Below are 19,340 nucleotides of genomic sequence, written 5' to 3'. Positions count from 1 at the left end.
GCGGCGGGCTGCGCGGCAGCAGGCGCCGCGGCCGCCTTGGCCGGCTGCGCGTCCGCGCCGGACTTCAGGTTGCCCTCGCCCTCGACTTCCAGGCGGATCAGCTCGCCGCCCACGGCCATGACCTGGCCCACTTCCCCGCCCAGCGCGACCACGCGGCCGACCACCGGCGCGGGAATCTCGACCGTGGCCTTGTCCGTCATGACGTCGGCCAGCGGCTGGTCCTCGGCCACCATGTCGCCGATCTTCACGTGCCAGGCGACCAGTTCAACTTCCGCGATGCCTTCGCCGATGTCGGGCATCTTGATGACATGAATACCCATCTCTCAACCCTCCATCGCGCGCTTGAACGCTTCGCCAACCCGGCGCGGGCCGGGGAAGTACGCCCATTCCTGCGCGTGGGGATATGGCGTATCCCAGCCGGTCACGCGCTCCACGGGCGCCTCCAGGTGATGGAAGCAGTGTTCCTGCACCAGCGCGATCAGCTCCGCGCCGAAGCCGCAGGTGCGCGTGGCTTCGTGCACGACCACGCAACGGCCGGTCTTCTTGACCGAGTTGACGATGGCGTCCAGGTCCAGCGGCCACAGGCTGCGCAGGTCGATGACCTCGGCGTCGATGCCGGTTTCCTCGGCGGCGGTCAGCGACACATGCACCGTGGTGCCGTAGGTCAGCACGGTCAGCGCGTTGCCGGGCCGCACGATGGCGGCGCTATCCAGCGGCACGGTGTAGTAGCCGGTGGGCACCACGCTGCCCGGGTGCCCGGTCCAGGGCGTGACCGGCCGGTCGTGGTGGCCGTCGAACGGGCCGTTGTAGAGCCGCTTGGGCTCCAGGAAGATCACCGGGTCGTCGTTTTCGATGGAGGCGATCAAGAGGCCCTTGGCGTCATACGGATTGGACGGCATCACCGTGCGCAGTCCGCAGACCTGCGTGAACATGGCCTCGGGGCTCTGGCTGTGCGTCTGGCCGCCGTAGATCCCGCCGCCGCAAGGCATGCGGATGGTCATAGGCGCGACGAACTCGTTGACCGAGCGGTAGCGCAGGCGCGCGGCCTCGGACACGATCTGGTCCGAAGCCGGATAGAAATAGTCGGCGAACTGGATTTCGCACACGGGGCGCAGGCCGTAGGCGCCCATGCCCACCGCCACGCCAACGATGCCGCCTTCGGAAATGGGCGTGTCGAACACGCGCGAGCTGCCGTACTTGGCCTGCAGGCCCTCGGTGCAGCGGAACACGCCGCCGAAATAGCCCACGTCCTGCCCGAACACCACGACGTTGTTGTCACGCTCCAGCATCACATCCATGGCCGAGCGCAAAGCCTGGATCATGGTCATCGGCGCGGAGGCCGGACCAGCGTTGTTATCGATAGCCATGGTCAGACTCCGAGCTGCTGACGCTGCCGGCGCAGATGCTCCGGCATGTCCTTGTACACGTCTTCAAAGATGCTGGCGGCGCTGGGGACGTGGCCGTCCACCAGGGTGCCGTAGCTTTCCGCTTCCTTCTGGGCCGCCAGGATCTCGGCGTCGAGCTCGGCCTTGACGGCTTCATGCTCTTCGTCGGACCAGATGCCGCGCAGGATCAGGTGCTTCTTGAAGCGCGCTATGGGATCGCCCAGCGGGAAGTGGCTCCAGTCGTCGCCGGGACGGTACTTGGAGGGATCGTCGGAGGTGGAGTGCGGGCCGGCGCGATAGGTCACCCATTCGATCAGGGTCGGGCCCAGATTGCTGCGGGCGCGCTCCGCGGCCCAGCGCGAAGCGGAATAGACCGCCAGGAAATCGTTACCGTCCACCCGCAGCGAAGCGATGCCGCAGCCCACGCCGCGGCCCGCGAAGGTCGCGCCTTCGCCGCCGGCGATGGCCTGGAAGGTGGAAATGGCCCACTGGTTGTTGACCACGTTCAGGATGACCGGGGCGCGGTAGACGTGGGCGAAGGTCAGCGCGGTATGGAAGTCGGCCTCGGCGGTGGCGCCGTCGCCGATCCAGCCGGAGGCGATGCGCGTGTCGCCCTTGATGGCCGAGGCCATGCCCCAGCCCACCGCCTGGATGAATTGGGTGGCCAGGTTGCCCGAGATGCTGAAGAAGCCGCGTTCACGGTCGGAATACATGACCGGCAGCTGGCGCCCCTTGAGCGGATCGCGCTCGTTGGACATCAGCTGGCACATCATGGTGACCAGCGAGGCGTCGCGCGCCAGCAGGATGCTCTGCTGGCGGTAAGTCGGGAAGCACATGTCGCCCTGCTCCAGCGCCATGGCGTGGGCCGTGCCGATGGCTTCCTCGCCCAGGCTCTGCATGTAGAACGAGATCTTCTTCTTGCGCTGCGCCGTCAGCATGCGCGCATCGAACAGGCGCGTCTTCAGCATGTTGCGCATGCCGGCGCGCAGCATGTCGTCGCTGAGCTCCGGCGCCCACGGCCCGACGGCGCTGCCGTCGTCGGCGATCACCCGGACCAGGCTGTAGGCCAGTCCGCCGGTATCGACCGCGGCAACATCAATGGGGGGTTTGGGCACATCGCCGGGCGGCGACAGGTGCAGATAGGAAAAGTCGGTCTTGCAACCCGGGCGCCCTGTAGGCTCCGGGACGTGCAACTTCAACGGCCCATATTGGCTCATGTATTGTCTCCACGCTTGATCGTGTCATGCGCATTCTTCTTACCAAGACACTGCCCAAGGGGGTGACCGAGGACATTGCCATCGTCGGCCGTGCAAAGGGATGAACATGCAAGGCCGGGAGCCAGAGTAGCACAGGGCGAGGGGTGCTTGCGATGGCCCCGAAGGCTGAAGGGCCAAAGACAAAAACCCGGCGCGCGGCCGGGTTTTTCATGCGGAGGAAAATCCTCGTGGCGGCGCCTCTGGCCGCCTGGCGCCGGCGCTTACGCGGCCGGGCCGGTCCACTCCGAAACGAATTCGCGGTAGTCCGGACGGTTGGCCGGCGGCACGGCGCAAGCCGGCGTGCCGATGGCGAGAAAGCCCAGGAAGCGGTAATCCAGCGCGTCCAGGCCCAGCGCGTTCTGCACGTCTTCCACGTAGGTGCCGATGCCGGTGCTCCAGAACGCGCCATAGCCCAGCATGTGCACGGCGTTCAGCAGGTTCATGGTGGCGGCGCCGGTGGCCAGCAGCTGTTCCTGTTCCGGGATCTTGGTGTTGTCGTGCGCGATCTTCTGCGCCACGGCGATGAACAGGGGCACGCCCGCCATCCATTCGCGCACCGACTTTTCCTTTTCGGGCGTCATGCGCGGATCGCCGCTGCGCTTGACCGCGTCCAGCGCCAGATCGGCCAGCTTGCCGATGGCCTCGCCGCGGATCACCACGAAACGCCAGGGACGCAAGGCGCCGTGGTCCGGCGCCGACATGGCCGCCTGCAGGATCTGTTCGAGTTCCTCGGGCTTGGGCGCCGGGGCGCGGAGGAACTTGAAGGAACGGCGCGTATTCAAGGCGTGCAGCGGGGTGGCGGTCTGGGTCGGGGTCGTGGTCATCGGATCTGGCGTCAATGAGAAAGAAACACAATTCATATTACGCCACTCCGCCGCCCCGGGCCGTCATCCCCCCGGACCGCCAGAGGTCATTCGATCTGGATGCCGACTTCCTGGATGACGCCGGCCCAGCGCGCCAGCTCCGCATTGACGAACTGGCCCAGCTCGGCCGGACTGCTCGCGCCCGGCGTCGCGCCTTCGCCCTTGAAACGGGTTTGAAGCGCGGGCACGGCCAGGGAACGCGCCACCGCCTTGTTCAGCACCTCCACCACCGCGTCGGGCGTGCCCTTGGGCGCCATCAGCGCGTTCCAGGTGTTGATCTCGTAGCCCTTGAACATGGGGTCCTCGGCCACCGTGGGCACGTCGGGCAATTCGGCCGAACGGTCACGGGTGGTCACGGCCAGGGCGCGCAGCGCGCCTGCGCGAACCTGCGGCAGGGCCGCGGGCAAGGTCGCGAAGCTGAACTGGGTCTCGCCGCTCATCACCGAGGAATTGGCCAGCGACCCGCCGCGGTAAGGCACGTGCTGGATCTGCACCTTGGCTTCGGAAGCGAACATGGCCCCGGCCACATGCACCGGCGAACCGTTGCCGCTGGAGGAATAGTTCAGGTCGCCCGGCTTCTCGCGCGCCAGCTTGACCAGGTCCGCCACCGAGGCGACCGGCAGCTTGGGATTGGCGACCAGCACCAGCGGAATCGAGGCGATCATGCTGACCGGCGTAAAGCCGCCCACCGGATCGTAGCCCAGCGACTTCTTGTACACGACCGGGTTGATGCCATGGCTGGAAACGGTGGCCATGAACAGGGTGTAGCCGTCGGGCGCGGCCTGCTGCACGGCCGCCGCCGCGATGTTGCCGGCGGCGCCGGCCTTGTTCTCGATGATGACGGGCTGCTTGAGCTCCTTGCTCAGCTGCTCGCCCAGGGCGCGCGCCAGGATGTCGGTGGTGCCGCCCGCGGCGTAGCCCACCACGATGCGCACCGGCTGGCTCGGATACGCGCCCTGCGCCTGCAACGGCGCCGCGCACAGCCACGCCGCCAGCCCCGCCAGGCCTGCCTTCAGATGAACCGCTTTCATGTCTGTCTCCTCGTCGCCGCGCTTACTGCGCGGTCTATGGCCTGGCCGTCCGGCATGGGATCGGTGGCCGGGTTGATCCGGTCCGCGCGCGGATTCAGGACGCAAGCCTCCCCCGGCCGCGCCGGGAAAGGCGCGGACCTGCAAGCCGCGTAGGGAATCCGGCCCGCGGCCGGAGATCAGGTGCCGGTGAACACCGGCGCTCTCTTTTCCGCGAACGCCTCGCGGCCCTCGCGGTAGTCATTGCTCTCGAAGCACTCCAGCACCAGGCGGCGCATGCCTTCCACGTCGACCTCCGGCCCCAGCTGCTGCAGCTGGCGGATCATCTTCTTGCCGGCGCGCAGCGTCAGGGGCGCATTGGCCTGGATCTGCGACAGCATCGTGTCCAGCACCTGCGGCAGTTCTTCGGCCGGCGCCACCCTGCGGATCAGACCCAGCTCCTTGGCCTGGTGCGCGTCGTAGCGCGCCGCCGTCAGGAAGATCTCCAGCGCGTTGGCGGGACCGACCGCCGTCACCAGGTTGCGGATCGCGGTCAGGCGGTAGCCCAGGCCCAGCTTGCCGGCGGGAATCGCGAAGCTGCTGTTATCGGACGCAATGCGGATGTCGCAGCACAGGGCGATGTTCAGGCCGCCGCCGATGCAATAGCCCTGGATGTACGCAATGGTGGGTTTGTCGTAGTCGTACAGCGCCAGCTGCGCGGCCTCGGCCACGCGCTCGTACTCGACCACCGCGTCTTCGCCGCTGCGCAGCTTGTCGAACTGCGAGATGTTGGCGCCGCTGACGAAGGCCTTGCCGCCCGCGCCCTGCAATACCACCGCCCGGATCTCCGGATCCTGGCGGAAGGCTTCCAGCACCACCGGCACCGCCTCCCACATCGCGAACGACACTGCGTTGTGCCGCTGCGGATCGTTGAATGTCAGCCAGCCCACCGCGCCGCGCTTTTCGGCCACGATGTTGTCGGTGATCTCGCCCTGCAGGATGCGTAGTGTGGTCACGGTTGCTTTCCTTGTATGACTGTCTGGTGCCGTTGGATGCCATTGGTCAGGTGCACGCGCATGGCGAGGCGCGCGGCCTCGCTGTCGCCGGCGACGATGGCATCGAAAATGCGGTGGTGTTCGCGCTCGATTTCCGGCACGCGCTCGGTGCCCGCGCTGGTATAGCGCAGCGTGCGCACGGCGCCGCGGAACACGTGGCGCAGGTGCGCCAGGAGGCGCACGAAGTAAGGGTTGTTGGTGGCTTCGCCCACGGCCATGTGGAAGTCCAGCGCGTGGTCGGCGCCGGCCTGCCAGTCGTTGCCGGCCGCGTCGACCCGTTGCAGGGCCTGGCGCAGGGTTTCGATCTGCTCGGGGCTGCGGTGCAGCGCCGCCTGCGCCGCGGCGCCGGATTCCAGTTCCACCCGCAGCCAGAATATGTGCAGCAGAGGCTCGGGCTGGAGCAGGTCCTCGGGCGCGATCTCGAAATTGCGCGTGCCCACGTCCAGCGCCACGAAGGAACCCACGCCGCGCCGCGTGTCGACATAGCCCGACAGCTTCAGCCGCGCGATCGCCTCGCGCACCACGTTGCGGCTGACGGCGAACATCTGCGCCAATTCGAATTCCGTGGGCAGGCGCTGGCCCGGCTCGAATTCGCGCAGGACGATCTTCTGGCGGATCTGCGAAGCGATCTCGTCCGGCAGGTTGTCAGGGCGTCCCAGGCTGGAAAAGACCTGATCGGCGGCGGTGGTGGATGGGGCGTTCATGTGGGGCTGTCTCCGTCTGGGCCGCCGGATGCGCGGGCGACCTTGGCGGCGATATTATGCGCGGAGCCTGGACCTGGCCTTAAATGACGCCCTCGCGGGCCAGTTGCCGCAGCGCGTCGGGCGCCAGGCCCAGCATGCCGCCGTACACGTCGTCATTGTGCTGGCCACGCTCGGGCGCGGGCGCCATCTCTCCGGCCGCCGAGCGGCTCAGGATCATGGGCTGCCCCACCACCGAAATCGGCCCCAGCGCGGGATGCCGGATCTCGCGGCTCAGTCCCAGGTGCCGCACCTGCGGATCCTCGAAAGTCTGGTCCATGCCCAGGATCGGGCCGCAAGGCACGCCCTCCTTGTTCATCAGCGCGATCCACTCGGCGGTGCGGCGGGTGGCCGTACGCGCGGCGATGGCGGCGTTCAGCGCGGGGCGGTTGCGCGCCCGCAGCGGCACGGTCAGGAAACGTTCATCCTCGATCAGTTCCGGCAGTTCCAGCACTCGGCACAGGCGCGCATAGATATCGTTGCCCATGGCCGCGATATTCATATAGCCGTCGCTGGTGGGAAACACGCCCGTCGGGCTGCTGGTGGGGTGGTCGTTGCCGCTCTGGCCAGGCACTTCGCCGTTCATCAGCCAGCGCATGGCCTGGAAATCCATCATCCAGACCTGCGACTGCAGCAGCGAGGTCTGCACCCACTGGCCCTGCCCCGACACCTCGCGCTCCAGCAGCGCGATGAAGATGCCGATGGCGCAGAACAGGCCGGACGTCAGGTCCGCCACCGGAATCCCGGCACGCATGGGGCCGCGGCCGGGCTCGCCCGTCACCGACATCAGCCCGCCTATGCCCTGCGCGATCTGGTCCAGCCCCGGGCGTCCGGCGTAGGGGCCGTCCTGCCCGAATCCCGAGACGCTGGCGTAGACGATGCGCGGATTCACCTGGCGCAGCGTCTCGTAGTCGATGCCGAGCTTGAACTTGACGTTGGGCCGGTAGTTTTCCACCACCACGTCGGCCTGGCGCACCAGGTCCAGGAACAGCTCGCGGCCCTGCGGATGCTTGAGGTTCAGCGTCACGCTGCGCTTGTTGCGATGGGTGTTCTGGTAGTCGGCGAACTGGGCCGAGCCGCCCGGCTTGTCGTCCTGCTGGTCGCCCGGCTCCTCGATCTTGATGACGGTGGCGCCCCAATCGGCGAACTGGCGCACGGCGGCGGGGCCGGAACGCACCCGCGTCAGGTCCAGGACGGTGAATCGGGCCAGCGGCTTGGAATCCATGCTTGTCTGCCTCTCTGCTGTTGGCGCCGCGGCCTCGGTGATGAAGCCTGGCGTCTTGTCATTATTTGTCGGATGTTGGACATCTTACATGCTGATTTTGGGCGCAACAAGACACCGCCGCGCTTTTTGCGCGGCGGGTTTTCCCTAGGCTCTCAGGCCGGAATTGGTTGGCTGGCCCCTCTCGGGGCCGCGATCAGCCCAGGTGCGTGTGGCGTTCCTGGCGCTCTTCGACCTGCATTTCGCTCAGGCCATGCAGGATGCCGCAATCTTCCGTGTCGGGCCGGGCCGACAGGCAGCGCTGACGCAGCTCGGTCAGCTGGGACTTGAGCTGGGTCAGTTCGGCAATGCGCTCGTCGACGTGGGAGATGTGCTCGTCGAACAGCTCATTGATGGGGCCGCAACCGCTCTGGTGGTTGTCCGCCAGCGACAAAATGGCGCGGATCTCGTCCTGCGTCATATCCAGCGCCCGGCAATTGCGGATCAGCCGCAGCCGCTCCAGATGGGGCTGCCCATAGCTGCGGTAGTTGTTCAGTCCCCGTTCCGGGGCCGGCAACAGCCCTTCTTTCTCGTAATACCTGACGGTTTCGACCGTGGTTCCGGCCGCCGTGGCCAATTCGCCGATACGCATCGCTGCCTCCCGGATCGCATCCGATTGATTTAGGGGGTTGACCCTATAGTAACTCCAAGGTGTGGAATAGCGTCACCAGCTTATTTCAAGGCAGAGGACGATGTCTTTACCTCCGGTCAAAAAACACCAACATGCGCCCGCCGGGCAAGACGGCTGCTGCGCGGGCGGCGCCTGCGGCGCTGCGGCCACGAACGCGCGCGCGGATGCCGGACGCGATCATTCGGGGCACGATCATTCCAGCCATGCACATGCCGGGCACGACCATGCCAGCCACGACCATGCCGCGCATGGCCACGCGGGACACGATCATGCCGGACACGGCCATGATCACAACCACCCTCATGATCACGACCACGGCCACGATCACAAGGCCGCGCAGGGCCACGATCATTCCGGCGGCGCCTGCTGCGGCGCCGGCTCCCAGTCGATCAACGTTTCGGGCTCCGGCGCGGCCACGCTCAGCGCCGGCCCGGGCCAGTCGCTGGCGCGGCTGCGCATCGGCCAGATGGACTGCCCCACCGAGGAAACGCTGATCCGCAAGAAGCTGGACAACCTGGACGGCGTGCATGCGCTGGACTTCAACCTGATGCAGCGCGTGCTGACGGTGGTGCACGCCGAAGGCGCGCTGGACCGCATCATGGCCGCCATCAAGTCGCTGGACATGACGCCGGAACCGCTGGCCGACAACGCCCCCGGCACGCCCGCCCCCGCCGCCAAGCCCGTGAACTGGTGGCTGATCGGCGGCGCCGGCGTCCTGGCGGCGCTGTCCGAGCTGTCGCACTTCGCCGGCTGGCCGCTGGGCGCCACCGCGGCGCTGGCCGTGGCCGCCATCCTGGCCTGCGGCGTCAGCACCTACCGCAAGGGCTGGATCGCCGTGCGCAACGGCAACCTCAACATCAACGCCCTGATGAGCATCGCCGTCACCGGCGCGGTGCTGATCGGCCAATGGCCCGAGGCGGCCATGGTGATGTTCCTGTTCAACGTGGCCGAACTGATCGAGGCCCGTTCCCTGGACCGGGCGCGCAACGCCATCCGCGGCCTGCTCGACCTGGCGCCGGAAACGGCGACGGTGCGCCAGGCCGATGGCCAGTGGCTGGAAGTGCCCGCCGCCAGCCTGCAATTGGGCGACATCGTGCGCGTGCGGCCCGGCGAGCGCATCGCGGCCGACGGCATCCTCGTCAACGGCAGCTCGGCGGTGGACCAGTCGCCCATCACCGGCGAAAGCCTGCCCGTGGAAAAGACGCTGGACGATCCGGTCTACGCGGCCACGGTCAACGCGGCCGGCTCCTTCGAATACCGCGTCACCGCCGCAGCCGGCAACACCACGCTGGCGCGCATCATCCACGCGGTCGAACAGGCGCAAGGCGCGCGCGCGCCGACGCAGCGCTTCATCGACCGCTTCTCGCGCATCTACACGCCCGCAGTAGTAGGCATAGCCGTGCTGGTGGCGGTGCTGCCGCCTCTGCTGTGGAGCCAGCCCTGGTTCGACGCGATCTACCGCGCCCTGGCGTTGCTGATCATCGCCTGCCCCTGCGCGCTGGTCATTTCCACGCCGGTCAGCATCGTCAGCGGCCTGACCGCCGCCTCGCGCCGCGGCATCCTGGTCAAGGGCGGCGTATATCTCGAAGAAGGCCGCAACCTGAAGTGGCTGGCGCTGGACAAGACCGGCACGCTGACCCACGGCAAGCCGGTGCAGACCGACATCCAGGAATGGGACGTGTCCGACCTGAGCCGCCAGCCCGCCACGCTGGTCGCGGCCAGCCTGGCCGCGCGCTCTGACCACCCGGTGTCGCTGGCCGTGGCCAATGCCGCGCGCGAAGCCGGCACGGCCCTGCTGGACGTGCAGGACTTCACCGCCCTGCCCGGCCGCGGCGTCAGCGCCACGCTGGACGGCGTGACCTTTCAGCTGGGCAACCGCCGCCTGATGCGCGAACTGGGCGTTTCCAGCCCCAAGCTGGAAGCGCGCCTGGACGAACTGGAACGCCAGGGCAAGAGCGCCATCGCGCTGACCGACGGCAGCCGCGTGCTGGCCGTCGCCGCCGTGGCCGACACGGTCAAGCCGACCAGCGCCACCGCCATCGCGGACCTGCACGCCCTGGGCGTGCGCACCCTGATGCTGACGGGCGACAACACGCCCACCGCCCAGGCCATCGCTCGGCAAGTCGGCATCGACGAGGCGCGCGGCGACCAGTTGCCCGAAGACAAGCTCGGCGCCATCGAAAGCAAGCTGGCGTCAGGCGGCCGCGTGGGCATGGTGGGCGACGGCATCAACGACGCCCCCGCCCTGGCCCGCGCCGACATCGGCTTCGCCATGGGCGCGGCCGGCACCGGCACCGCCATCGAAACCGCGGACGTGGCCCTGATGGACGACGACCTGCGCAAAATCGGCACCTTCCTGCGCCTGTCGCACGCCACGCATCGCGTGCTGGTGCAGAACATCGTGCTGGCGCTGGGCATCAAGGCCGTGTTCCTGGCCCTGGCCATGACCGGCAATGCAACACTGTGGATGGCGGTGTTCGCCGACGTGGGCGCCAGCCTGCTGGTGGTGGCCAACGGCCTGCGGCTGTTGCGGGCGGCGCCTGCCGCCCATTGACTCGGGAGCCCGACCCGGCGGCGCATGCCTCGCATGGCCGCCGGCGCAAGGCCTCAGCCCGCCTGCTCTTCCTGCGGCCAGTCGCGCAGCACCGGCGCATCCGGGGCGCCAGGACCCACGTCGCGCAGATGGTCGTGCTGCAGCAAGGCCATGCGGTAGGCGTCGCGATAGGCGCCGTTGGAAAAGAACTCTTCCTTCAGCACGCCCTCGATCTGGAAGCCGCAGCGCTCGTAGATGTGCACGGCGGCGGTGTTGTCCTTGTCCACCACCAGATAGACCTTGTGCAGGTTCAGCACGCGGAAGGCGTAGCCCACCGCGATGCGGGTCGCCGCCTTGGCGTAGCCCCGGCCCTGGTAGCTGGGCGCGATGATGATCTGGAATTCGGCGCGGCGGTGGATGTAGTCGATTTCCACCAGTTCGACCAGGCCAGCGGGCTGCCCGGTGTCGTGCTCGATGATGAAACGCCGCTCGTTCTGGTCATGCAAGTGGCGGTCATACAGGGCGACCAGTTCGTCGTAGGCCTCGTAGGGCTCTTCAAACCAATAACGCATGATGACGTCGTTATTGTTGATCTTGTGCACGAAGTGCAGGTCGCCACGCTCCAGGGGGCGTATTTTGATATCGGTTGTGACCGACATGGTGATACCTCCGAAAGTGCGGCCATTGTAAGCGGGCGCGGCCCGACGCGCTGGCGCTCAGCTTCCCGAGAACGCCGGCAGGCGTTGTTCGATGCGCCGCATGACCTCATTGGCGGCGGACGACAGCGGCCGCCCCAGCCGCAGTAGCGCCTGGCATTCGGGCGCGCTCAGGATGGGGTGCGCGATGGGAATCGCGACCAGTTCGCCGCTGGCCAGCTCATGGTGCACGCCCAGGTTGGGCATCAGCGTCACGCCCGCGCCGCTGATCGCATACTGCTTCAGCACGCGCAGGGAATTGGTGGTGAGGCTGGGCGTCAGGTGAATGCGCTCGGTGAATTCCAGCAGGTCCACCGCCTGGCGCAGCCCATAGGGCGCGGACATCAGCGCGAAGGGATACGGCAGGATGTCGGCGATGGTCAGCGGCCCTCGCCGCGCGGCCAGGGCATGGCCGCGGCCGGCCAGCAGGCAGACCGGATGCTTGCGGCTGGCGCGGCAGCGCAGCCGCGGATCCACGGGCGGGTTGTAGGCCAGGCCGATATGAGCCGCGTCGGCAGCCACCGCCTCGACCACTTCATTCACCGACCCCACGTTGACGCTGATGTTGATCTGCGGATATTCGATGCAGAACGGCCCCACCACGTGCTCCATCAGGCCGTCGATAAAGCCCTCGCTGATCATCAGCTGCACGTTGCCGCGCTGCATGCCGCGCAGTTCCTGCAGGCGCGCATTCAGGTGTTCCTGCTGGGCGCGGCAGCCGCGGTGATACTCCAGCAGCATGTCGGCCGCCTCGGTGGGCGTCAGCCCGCGCGAGCGCCGCTCGAACAGCTGCACGCCCAATTCCTTTTCCAGCAGCTGTATCTGCCGGCTGATGACGGAGGCCGCCGTATCCAGCTTGTCCGCCGCGCCCCGTATCGAGCCGCAGGCCATGACCTCGTTGAAGTATTTCAGGCGGACCTGGCTGATTTCCTGCATGTCCCGCGTTCCCCGGGCGCCCGATGGCGCCGCTTGATGTCGTTTCTAGTGTTGCCCGTAGGGCAACGATAATTTATCACCCTGGTCATTGTTCGGAACGCCGCTGTCTTCCAATAATGGCGGCCCCGGGCGCCTTGCGCGTCCCGCCACACCCAGCCACACCGCGGGCGACAGACCCGCGCGAGGAGACAAGCAATGCCCCATCCGACCACGCCGGGCGCGGACCCGCGCCTGGCCCCGCTGTACCGCAAGATCACGTGGCGCCTGCTGCCCTTCTTGCTGCTCTGTTATGTCTTTGCCTACCTGGACCGCATCAACATCGGCTTCGCCAAGCTGCAGATGCAGCAGGACATCGGCATCTCGGACGCCGTCTACGGCCTGGGCGCCGGCATCTTCTTCCTGGGCTACGTGCTGTTCGAAGTGCCCAGCAACCTGCTGCTGACCCGCATCGGCGCGCGCCGCACGATCAGCCGCATCATGGTGCTGTGGGGCCTGACCTCGGCCTCGATGCTGTTCGTGCAGGGCGAATGGAGCTTCTACGTCCTGCGCTTCATGCTGGGGGTGTTCGAAGCCGGCTTCGCGCCGGGCATGATCTTCTACCTGACCTACTGGTACTCGCAGTCGCGCATGGCCGGCGTCATGGCGGTGGTGATGCTGGCCGGCCCCATCGGCGGCATCGTCGGCGGCCCGGTCTCGGCCTGGATCATGACCGCCTTCTCGGGCGCGCATGGCCTGGACGGCTGGCAATGGATGTTCCTGCTGGAAGGCCTGCCCTGCGTGCTGCTGGGCGTGGTGGCCTACCGCTACCTGGACGACAAGCCCGCCGAGGCGAGCTGGCTCAGCGCCGAGGAAAAGGCCTTGCTGGCGGCCGATCTGGACACGCGCGGCGCGCAGCAGAAGCACGCCTTCAAGCAGGTGCTGCGCGATCCGGCCATCTACGGCATGGCCCTGACGTACTTCTGCCTGATCTGCGGCATCTATGCGGTCAGCTTCTGGCTGCCCACGCTGCTCAAGCTGGCGGGCGTGCAGGACACCATGGAGATCGGCCTGTACTCCGCCATCCCGTACATCGCCGCGGCCATCTTCATGCTGTGGTTCGCGCGCAGTTCCGACCGCATGCAGGAACGGCGCTGGCACACCCTGGTGCCCGCGCTGCTGGCGGGCGTGTCGCTGTGCGTGGCCACCGCCGCGCCGACGCAATTCGCGCTATCCCTGAGCGCCATCACGCTGGCCACCGGCTTCATGTGGGCCTCCTACACGGTATTCTGGGCGATTCCTTCCCAGTACCTCAAAGGAGAGGCAGCGGCCGGCGGCATCGCCCTCATCAACAGCATCGGCCTGCTCGGCGGCTTTCTCAGCCCGTCGATCATCGGCTGGTCCAAGCAGGCCACCGGCACGCTGGCGGGCGGCCTGTACGTGATCTCCGCCCTGCTGGTGGCAGGCGCCCTGCTGCTGCTGGTGAACCGTCCGCCCCGCTCCGCGCCCGTCCGCGCCTGAAGTCCAACCCACAGGAAACGAACATGCACATTCTGGTTGCTGGCTTCCAGCACGAAACCAACACCTTCGCGCCGTCCCAGGCCGCCTACGACAACTTCGTGCGCGGCGAAGGCTTCCCGGCCATGGTGCGCGGCAAGGACATGCTGGCGCTGCGCGAGGTCAACATCCCCGCCGGCGGTTTCATCAATGCGATGATCGCCCAGGGCCACACCGTGGAAACCGTGATCTGGGCGGGCGCCAGCCCCTCGGCCCACGTGACGCGCGACGCCTACGAACGGATCGCCGGCGAGATCCTGGACGCCGCCCGCAACGGCTCCTATGACGCCGTCTACCTGGACCTGCACGGCGCCATGGTGGCCGAACACCTCGACGACGGCGAAGGCGAGCTGCTGGCGCGCATGCGCCAGATCGTCGGCCCCAACATTCCGGTGATCGCCAGCCTGGACCTGCACGCCAACGTCACCGCGCAGATGCTGCAGGAAGCCGACGGCCTGGCCGCGTTCCGCACCTATCCCCACGTGGACATGGCCGATACCGGCGAACACGCCGCCCGCCTGCTGCAAGCCCGCAACGCGGCCGGCGGCAATTGGCACCGCAGCCAGCGCCGCCTGCCCTTCCTGATTCCGATCAACGGCATGTGCACCATGCTGCAGCCATCGCAAGGTGTCTACCAGCTGCTGGAAAGCCTGGAGCAGACGCCGGGCGTGGCCTCGATCTCGTTCGCGCCGGGCTTTCCGGCGGCGGATTTCCCCGAATGCGGCCCGGTGGTCTGGGCCTACGGCACCGATGCCGCGGCGGTCGAACGCGTGACCGAAGCGCTGTACCAACGCGTGCTGGAGCTGGAACCGCAATGGTCGCCCGACTTTCTCGAACCGGCCGAGGCCGTGCGCCGCGCGCAGGCGCTGGCGGCGGGCGCGTCGCGCCCGGTGGTGATCGCGGACACGCAGGACAATCCGGGCGCGGGCGGCGACGCCAACACCACCGGCATGCTGCGCGCGCTGGTGGAAGCCAACGCCCAGAACGCCGCCCTGGGGCTGTTCTATGACCCGGAAGCCGTACGCCAGGCCACCGCGGCCGGCCTCGGCAACAAGGTGCGGCTGAGCCTGGGCGGCCAATCGGGCGTGGCCGGCGATTCGGCCTTCGAAGGCGAGTTCCTGGTCGAAACCCTGTCGCCCGGCAAGCTGCGCTTCGACGGTCCGATGATGAACGGCATGGATGTGGACCTGGAGGCCGTGGCCGGCCTGCGGATCGGCGGCGTGCGGGTGGTGGTCAGCGCCACCAAGTCGCAGATGCTGGACCGCAACCTGTTCCGCGTCGGCGGCGTGCAGCCCGAGGAAATGGCGATACTGGTGGTGAAAAGCTCGGTGCATTTCCGCGCGGACTTCCAGCCCATCGCCCACGAGGTGCTGGTGGCCAAGGCCCCCGGCCCCATGCAGGCCGACCCGGCCGACCTGCCCTGGACCCGGCTGCAGCCCGGCATCCGCGTGCGGCCGCAAGGCAAGGCGTTCTCGTACTGAGCATGACCCGCCCCGCCGCGCACCGGCGGGGTTTGGCTTTATCGCGCGGCGATGGCAGACTGGGGGCATGAAGAAACTCTTCACGCTCGCCTATCCCGCGCTGTCCGTGGCGGACTCCGAGTTCATCGAAGTCTTCCGGCGTCAGCATGACGGCCAGCATCCGCTGGTGAAGGCGCATTTCACGCTGGCGTTCGGCTGCGCCGGCATCGACGAGCTGGCTTATCAGCAACACCTCGAAGAGGTTGCCCGCGCACACGCCCCGATCGGCTTCACGTGCCGCTACGCGATGCTCGGCGCCGACGCGGCGCACGCGTACGCCTACCTGGTTCCCGACGAGGGCCACAGCGGCCTGTCGCGCCTGCATGACGCCCTCTACCGCCAGGTGCTGGCGCCGACCTTGCGCCTGGACTTGCCCTATGTGCCGCACATCACCATCGGTTCATCCACCAACAGGGCCTTGATGAAATCCTTGTGCGATGAACTGAATCAGGGCGGGCTCGACATCCGCGGCACGGTCGACCGCTTGACGATGGCCGCCCTGGAGAATGGCGTGCTCACCGACCTGACCTCGGCCCGGCTGGCCGGCTGACGGGCAGCCGCCCTCCCCGCGCGGCAGGCTACTTGAGCTTGGCCTGAGGGCTGACGAAGTCTTCCAGCGTCAGCCCTTTTTCCTTCAGGATGGCTTCCAGCAGCGGTTGCAGCTTGCCCAGGCTTTCCTGCACAGTCTCGCGCACGGTGTCGACCACCACCTGGGTGCTGCGCTCGATTTCGATATTGACGAAATCGCCGACCTGCTTGTCCTCGAACACCGTCATGCGGCGGGTTTCGGGAATCAGCCAGACCTCGAACCAGCCTTCGGCGCGGTTGACCTCGGACACGGTCAGGCTGGCGCCGTTGATGGCGATGTAGCCCTTGGCGAAGACGTACTTGCGGAAAGCCTCGGGGATGTTGAAGCGCATCAGGCGGTTGGTGTCCGACGACTTCACCATCACCACTTCGGAGGTGAAATCGACATGGCCGGACAAGGGGTGGCCGCCGATCTCCGCGCCATCCTTGGCGGCCCGCTCGACGTTGGCCCGGTCGCCTTCCTGGTAGCTGCCCAGCGTGGTGATGGCCAGGCTTTGCAGCATGACGTCGAAGGTGGCCTGGGTCTCGGACAGGATTTCCGTGACGGTCAGACAGACGCCATCCGTCGACACGCTGGCGCCGATGGCCAGGTCAACGCAGAAACCAGGGGGGAAATCCAGCGTGAAAGTGCGCAGGCCTTCGCGATCCGCGATCTTGGCGATCTTCGCGGTGCCTTGAACAATACCGGTGAACATACGGATCCTGAATGCGGGGCGACGCGCCCCTGAAGCAAAACATCAACGTTAACCGATATTTTGCCAGGGGCCGCGCCGCCTGCGCGCCGGGATCAGTGGCGGATGGCGATGGTCTTCAGGGTGGTGAAGCCGTACAGCGCTTCAAAGCCCTTCTCGCGGCCATAGCCCGACTGGCGCGAACCGCCGAAGGGCAGTTCCACGCCGCCGCCGGCGCCGTAGTTGTTGATGAACACCTGGCCTGCGCGCAGCTTGCGCGCCAGGCGCAACTGGCGGCCGCCGTCACGGGTCCAGACGCCGGCGACCAGGCCGTACAAGGTGCCGTTGGCGATGGCCAGCGCTTCTTCCTCGGTGTCGAACACCATGGCGGCCAGCACCGGGCCGAAGACTTCTTCCTGCGCCAGGCGGCTGTTGGGCGGCACGTCGCGGAACAGCACGGGCGGCTGGTAATAGCCGGCCTCGGGCGTGCCTTCCTTGAGCTTGCCGCGGGCGGCGACCTTCATGCCTTCGGCCTCGGCTTCGGCCAGAAAGCCGCGCACGCGGTCCTGCTGGCGCGCGTTGATCAGCGGACCCACGTCCAGGTCGGCGGAAGCCGGACCGGTGACGGTCGCCGAGAACGCGTCCGACAGGCGCTTGAGCACGGTTTCGTACACGCCGCGCTGGATCAGCACGCGGCTGCCGGCGGAGCAGGTCTGGCCCGCGTTCTGGATGATGGCGGCCAGCAGCACCGGCATGGCGGCGTCCAGGTCGGCGTCGTCGAACACGATCTGGGGCGACTTGCCGCCCAGTTCCAGCGTGACCGGCACGTGGTTCTCGGCGGCGGCATGCGCCACCATCTTGCCCGTCTGCGGCGAACCCGTGAACGAGATATGGTCGATGCCCGGATGCGCGGACAGCGCCGCGCCGGCCTCATGGCCGTAGCCGGTGCAGATGTTCAGGGCGCCGGCGGGCAGGCCGACTTCGGCGGCGATTTCCGCCAGCTTCAGGAGCGACAGGCAGGCGTCCTCGGCCGGCTTGACCACGCAGGCGTTGCCGGCGGCCAGGGCCGCGCCCACACTGCGGCCAAAGATCTGCAGCGGATAGTTCCACGGCACGATGTGGCCGGTAACGCCGTGCGGCTCGCGCACCGTCAGCACGGTAAAGCCCGGGGTGTAGGGAATGGTCTCGCCGTGCAGCTTGTCGACCGCGCCGGCATAGAACTCGAAGTAGCGGGCCACGGCCGCGGCATCGGCGCGCGCCTGCTTGATGGGCTTGCCGGTGTCGGCCGATTCCAGCTGCGCCAGCTCTTCCTGGCGGTCCAGCAGCGCGAAGGCGATGCGCATCAGCAGGCGGCTGCGCGCGGCGGGCGCCATCTGGCCCCACTCGCCTTCATAAGCCTCGCGCGCCGCGGTCACGGCGCGGTCCACGTCCTCGGCGGTCGAGCGCGCGATCGCGTCGAAAGGCGCGCCATCGGACGGGTTCAGGACGGGAATGGTTGCGCCGGTGGAGGCTTCCACCCATTGGTTGGCGATAAAGTTCTTCTGAGTCACGATGTGCGGAGTAAAGTAGCGGCCGGACGGCCGGTTGCGGGATGGTTTGGTCTCCAGGCGTGGCCGGCAAAGACGCCGGAGCCGCGCCGCTCGCAGCCTTGCGAGTCGCGTTCTGGTTTCGGACCAAGGTACGGGAGCGCCCCGCAACTTGTCAATTGAATTGACAGCTTTTGTCCCAAGAGTCAGGATATTTTCTGAACACCTGGGGTAATCCCTAATAATTCAGCGGTTTAACGCCGCCCCGGACTTGTCATGGCAACTGACAAGGCCGGCAACACATTGGACGAGGAGCGCCGATGAGCAATGTGCGTGACCCACAGCTGGAATCGCTGCTGGAGGCCGTGAACCGCCCCCGCCCCGAGCTGGACGTGCTGGCGGAAGTGGCATCGGGCCTGGGCTACGTGCGCGCCGAACGCTTCGCCGAACGTGTCTACGAAAGCCTGTTCTACGCCATCGCCACCGGCAAGATCGCGCCGGGCAGCAAGCTGCCCACGGAACTGGAACTGGCCGCGCTGTTCGAGGTGTCGAGGCCGGTCGTGCGGCAGGCGCTGGACCGCCTGCGCGAGGACCAGCTGGTGGATTCCATCCGCGGTTCCGGCAGCTATGTCCGCGCCAAGCCCGACCTGATGGGCGGCATGCCCGCCGTCGACCCGGCGCGGCGCGTCGGCCACATCCTGGAAGGCCTGGAGCTGCGCATGGTGATCGAGCCCGAGTGCGCCTACCTGGCCGCCCTGCGCCGCACCGATGACGACCTGCGCGAAATGGACCGCATGCTTACCGGCTACGAAGAGGCCGACGCCTCCGGCGCCATTGCCCATCATCACGACTACGGCTTTCACCGCGCCATTGCCGCGGCCACCAGCAACCAGCGCTTCGTGCAGGTGCTGAAATCGCTGGAATACGACGTGAGCCATGCCGTGAACGTCATGCGCCATCTGGTCCACAGCGAACCCTGGAAGCGCACCCGCGCCGCCATCGAGGAGCATCGCCAGATCTATCGGCTGATCCAGGAACAGGACGCCGAAGGCGCGCGCAACGTCATGCGCGCCCATATTGAAAAAGCCCGCAGCCGCATGCTGAACAGCGGTTCGGAACACTAAGCAGGAAGTCTCCAAA

The 19,340-nt window shown here is 67.4% G+C and carries 18 protein-coding genes; 5 read left to right on the top strand and 13 right to left on the bottom strand.

Annotated features, from left to right (window positions below; genetic code table 11):
* The 9 genes from HWY37_RS31940 to cadR form a co-directional block, all read right to left on the bottom strand.
* Positions 1 to 320, bottom strand: a 320-nt coding sequence (locus tag HWY37_RS31940; protein ID WP_302478632.1) for a biotin/lipoyl-containing protein, incomplete at its 3' end; no start/stop codon positions are given.
* 3 nt (positions 321 to 323) lie between these two features.
* The gene (locus HWY37_RS31935; protein WP_176090658.1) at positions 324 to 1,367 is read right to left on the bottom strand and encodes an alpha-ketoacid dehydrogenase subunit beta; all 1,044 of its coding nucleotides are present in this window, start codon (positions 1,365 to 1,367) and stop codon (positions 324 to 326) included.
* Positions 1,368 to 1,369: 2 nt separating this feature from the next.
* The gene (locus HWY37_RS31930; protein ID WP_175208858.1) at positions 1,370 to 2,602 is read right to left on the bottom strand and encodes a 3-methyl-2-oxobutanoate dehydrogenase (2-methylpropanoyl-transferring) subunit alpha; all 1,233 of its coding nucleotides are present in this window, start codon (positions 2,600 to 2,602) and stop codon (positions 1,370 to 1,372) included.
* Between the two features lie 260 nt (positions 2,603 to 2,862).
* Positions 2,863 to 3,465, bottom strand: coding sequence for a nitroreductase family protein (locus HWY37_RS31925; RefSeq protein ID WP_175208859.1), 603 nt, complete (start codon positions 3,463 to 3,465; stop codon positions 2,863 to 2,865).
* 86 nt (positions 3,466 to 3,551) lie between these two features.
* Entirely contained in the window at positions 3,552 to 4,535 is a 984-nt protein-coding gene (locus tag HWY37_RS31920) for a Bug family tripartite tricarboxylate transporter substrate binding protein (RefSeq protein ID WP_175208860.1), read from the bottom strand.
* Positions 4,536 to 4,711: 176 nt separating this feature from the next.
* Positions 4,712 to 5,527 carry an enoyl-CoA hydratase gene (locus tag HWY37_RS31915; protein ID WP_176090657.1) on the bottom strand — a complete coding sequence of 272 codons (816 nt, stop codon included), beginning with the start codon at positions 5,525 to 5,527 and terminating at the stop codon, positions 4,712 to 4,714.
* Complete coding sequence (locus HWY37_RS31910; protein WP_176090656.1) at positions 5,524 to 6,270, bottom strand: FadR/GntR family transcriptional regulator; 747 nt, start codon at positions 6,268 to 6,270, stop codon at positions 5,524 to 5,526. Before HWY37_RS31910 ends, HWY37_RS31915 begins: the two co-directional genes overlap by 4 nt.
* Before the next feature lie 79 nt (positions 6,271 to 6,349).
* Positions 6,350 to 7,531, bottom strand: coding sequence for a CaiB/BaiF CoA transferase family protein (locus tag HWY37_RS31905; RefSeq protein ID WP_176090655.1), 1,182 nt, complete (start codon positions 7,529 to 7,531; stop codon positions 6,350 to 6,352).
* Between the two features lie 193 nt (positions 7,532 to 7,724).
* Positions 7,725 to 8,159 carry a Cd(II)/Pb(II)-responsive transcriptional regulator gene (gene cadR, locus HWY37_RS31900; RefSeq protein WP_175208864.1) on the bottom strand — a complete coding sequence of 145 codons (435 nt, stop codon included), beginning with the start codon at positions 8,157 to 8,159 and terminating at the stop codon, positions 7,725 to 7,727.
* 100 nt (positions 8,160 to 8,259) lie between these two features.
* Here cadR and HWY37_RS31890 point away from each other — a divergent pair, with 100 nt between their 5' ends.
* Complete coding sequence (locus HWY37_RS31890; RefSeq protein ID WP_484456029.1) at positions 8,260 to 10,752, top strand: heavy metal translocating P-type ATPase; 2,493 nt, start codon at positions 8,260 to 8,262, stop codon at positions 10,750 to 10,752.
* A 53-nt stretch (positions 10,753 to 10,805) separates the two neighbouring features.
* On the opposite strand, the gene speG is transcribed toward HWY37_RS31890, so the two are convergent.
* Both speG and HWY37_RS31880 read right to left on the bottom strand, forming a co-directional pair.
* Positions 10,806 to 11,390, bottom strand: a complete 585-nt coding sequence (speG, locus tag HWY37_RS31885; protein ID WP_175208865.1) for a spermidine N1-acetyltransferase — start codon at positions 11,388 to 11,390, stop codon at positions 10,806 to 10,808.
* 57 nt (positions 11,391 to 11,447) lie between these two features.
* Positions 11,448 to 12,362 (bottom strand): LysR family transcriptional regulator, encoded by a 915-nt coding sequence (locus HWY37_RS31880; RefSeq protein ID WP_175208866.1) that lies wholly within the window; start codon positions 12,360 to 12,362, stop codon positions 11,448 to 11,450.
* 195 nt (positions 12,363 to 12,557) lie between these two features.
* Here HWY37_RS31880 and HWY37_RS31875 point away from each other — a divergent pair, with 195 nt between their 5' ends.
* From HWY37_RS31875 to HWY37_RS31865, 3 genes are all read left to right on the top strand, one after another.
* Positions 12,558 to 13,859 (top strand): MFS transporter, encoded by a 1,302-nt coding sequence (locus tag HWY37_RS31875; RefSeq protein ID WP_175208867.1) that lies wholly within the window; start codon positions 12,558 to 12,560, stop codon positions 13,857 to 13,859.
* A gap of 23 nt (positions 13,860 to 13,882) precedes the next feature.
* Positions 13,883 to 15,376, top strand: a complete 1,494-nt coding sequence (locus HWY37_RS31870) for a M81 family metallopeptidase (protein ID WP_176090654.1) — start codon at positions 13,883 to 13,885, stop codon at positions 15,374 to 15,376.
* 67 nt (positions 15,377 to 15,443) lie between these two features.
* The gene (locus HWY37_RS31865) at positions 15,444 to 15,965 is read left to right on the top strand and encodes a 2'-5' RNA ligase family protein (protein WP_175208869.1); all 522 of its coding nucleotides are present in this window, start codon (positions 15,444 to 15,446) and stop codon (positions 15,963 to 15,965) included.
* Between the two features lie 28 nt (positions 15,966 to 15,993).
* On the opposite strand, the gene HWY37_RS31860 is transcribed toward HWY37_RS31865, so the two are convergent.
* Both HWY37_RS31860 and HWY37_RS31855 read right to left on the bottom strand, forming a co-directional pair.
* Positions 15,994 to 16,698, bottom strand: a complete 705-nt coding sequence (locus HWY37_RS31860; RefSeq protein ID WP_176090653.1) for a riboflavin synthase subunit alpha — start codon at positions 16,696 to 16,698, stop codon at positions 15,994 to 15,996.
* Between the two features lie 92 nt (positions 16,699 to 16,790).
* Positions 16,791 to 18,227 (bottom strand): aldehyde dehydrogenase family protein, encoded by a 1,437-nt coding sequence (locus HWY37_RS31855; protein ID WP_175208919.1) that lies wholly within the window; start codon positions 18,225 to 18,227, stop codon positions 16,791 to 16,793.
* Between the two features lie 293 nt (positions 18,228 to 18,520).
* Here HWY37_RS31855 and HWY37_RS31850 point away from each other — a divergent pair, with 293 nt between their 5' ends.
* A complete protein-coding gene (locus tag HWY37_RS31850) occupies positions 18,521 to 19,324 on the top strand; it encodes a FadR/GntR family transcriptional regulator (RefSeq protein ID WP_175208871.1) in 804 nt (267 codons plus the stop codon).
* The last annotated feature ends 16 nt before the right edge of the window (positions 19,325 to 19,340 follow it).

The sequence above is a fragment of the Achromobacter anxifer genome (assembly GCF_903652925.1).
Classification (GTDB): Bacteria; Pseudomonadota; Gammaproteobacteria; order Burkholderiales; family Burkholderiaceae_B; genus Achromobacter; species Achromobacter anxifer.
The sequence above is the reverse complement of the archived record's forward strand: the minus strand, read 5'-3'. Positions and strand labels throughout refer to the sequence as shown.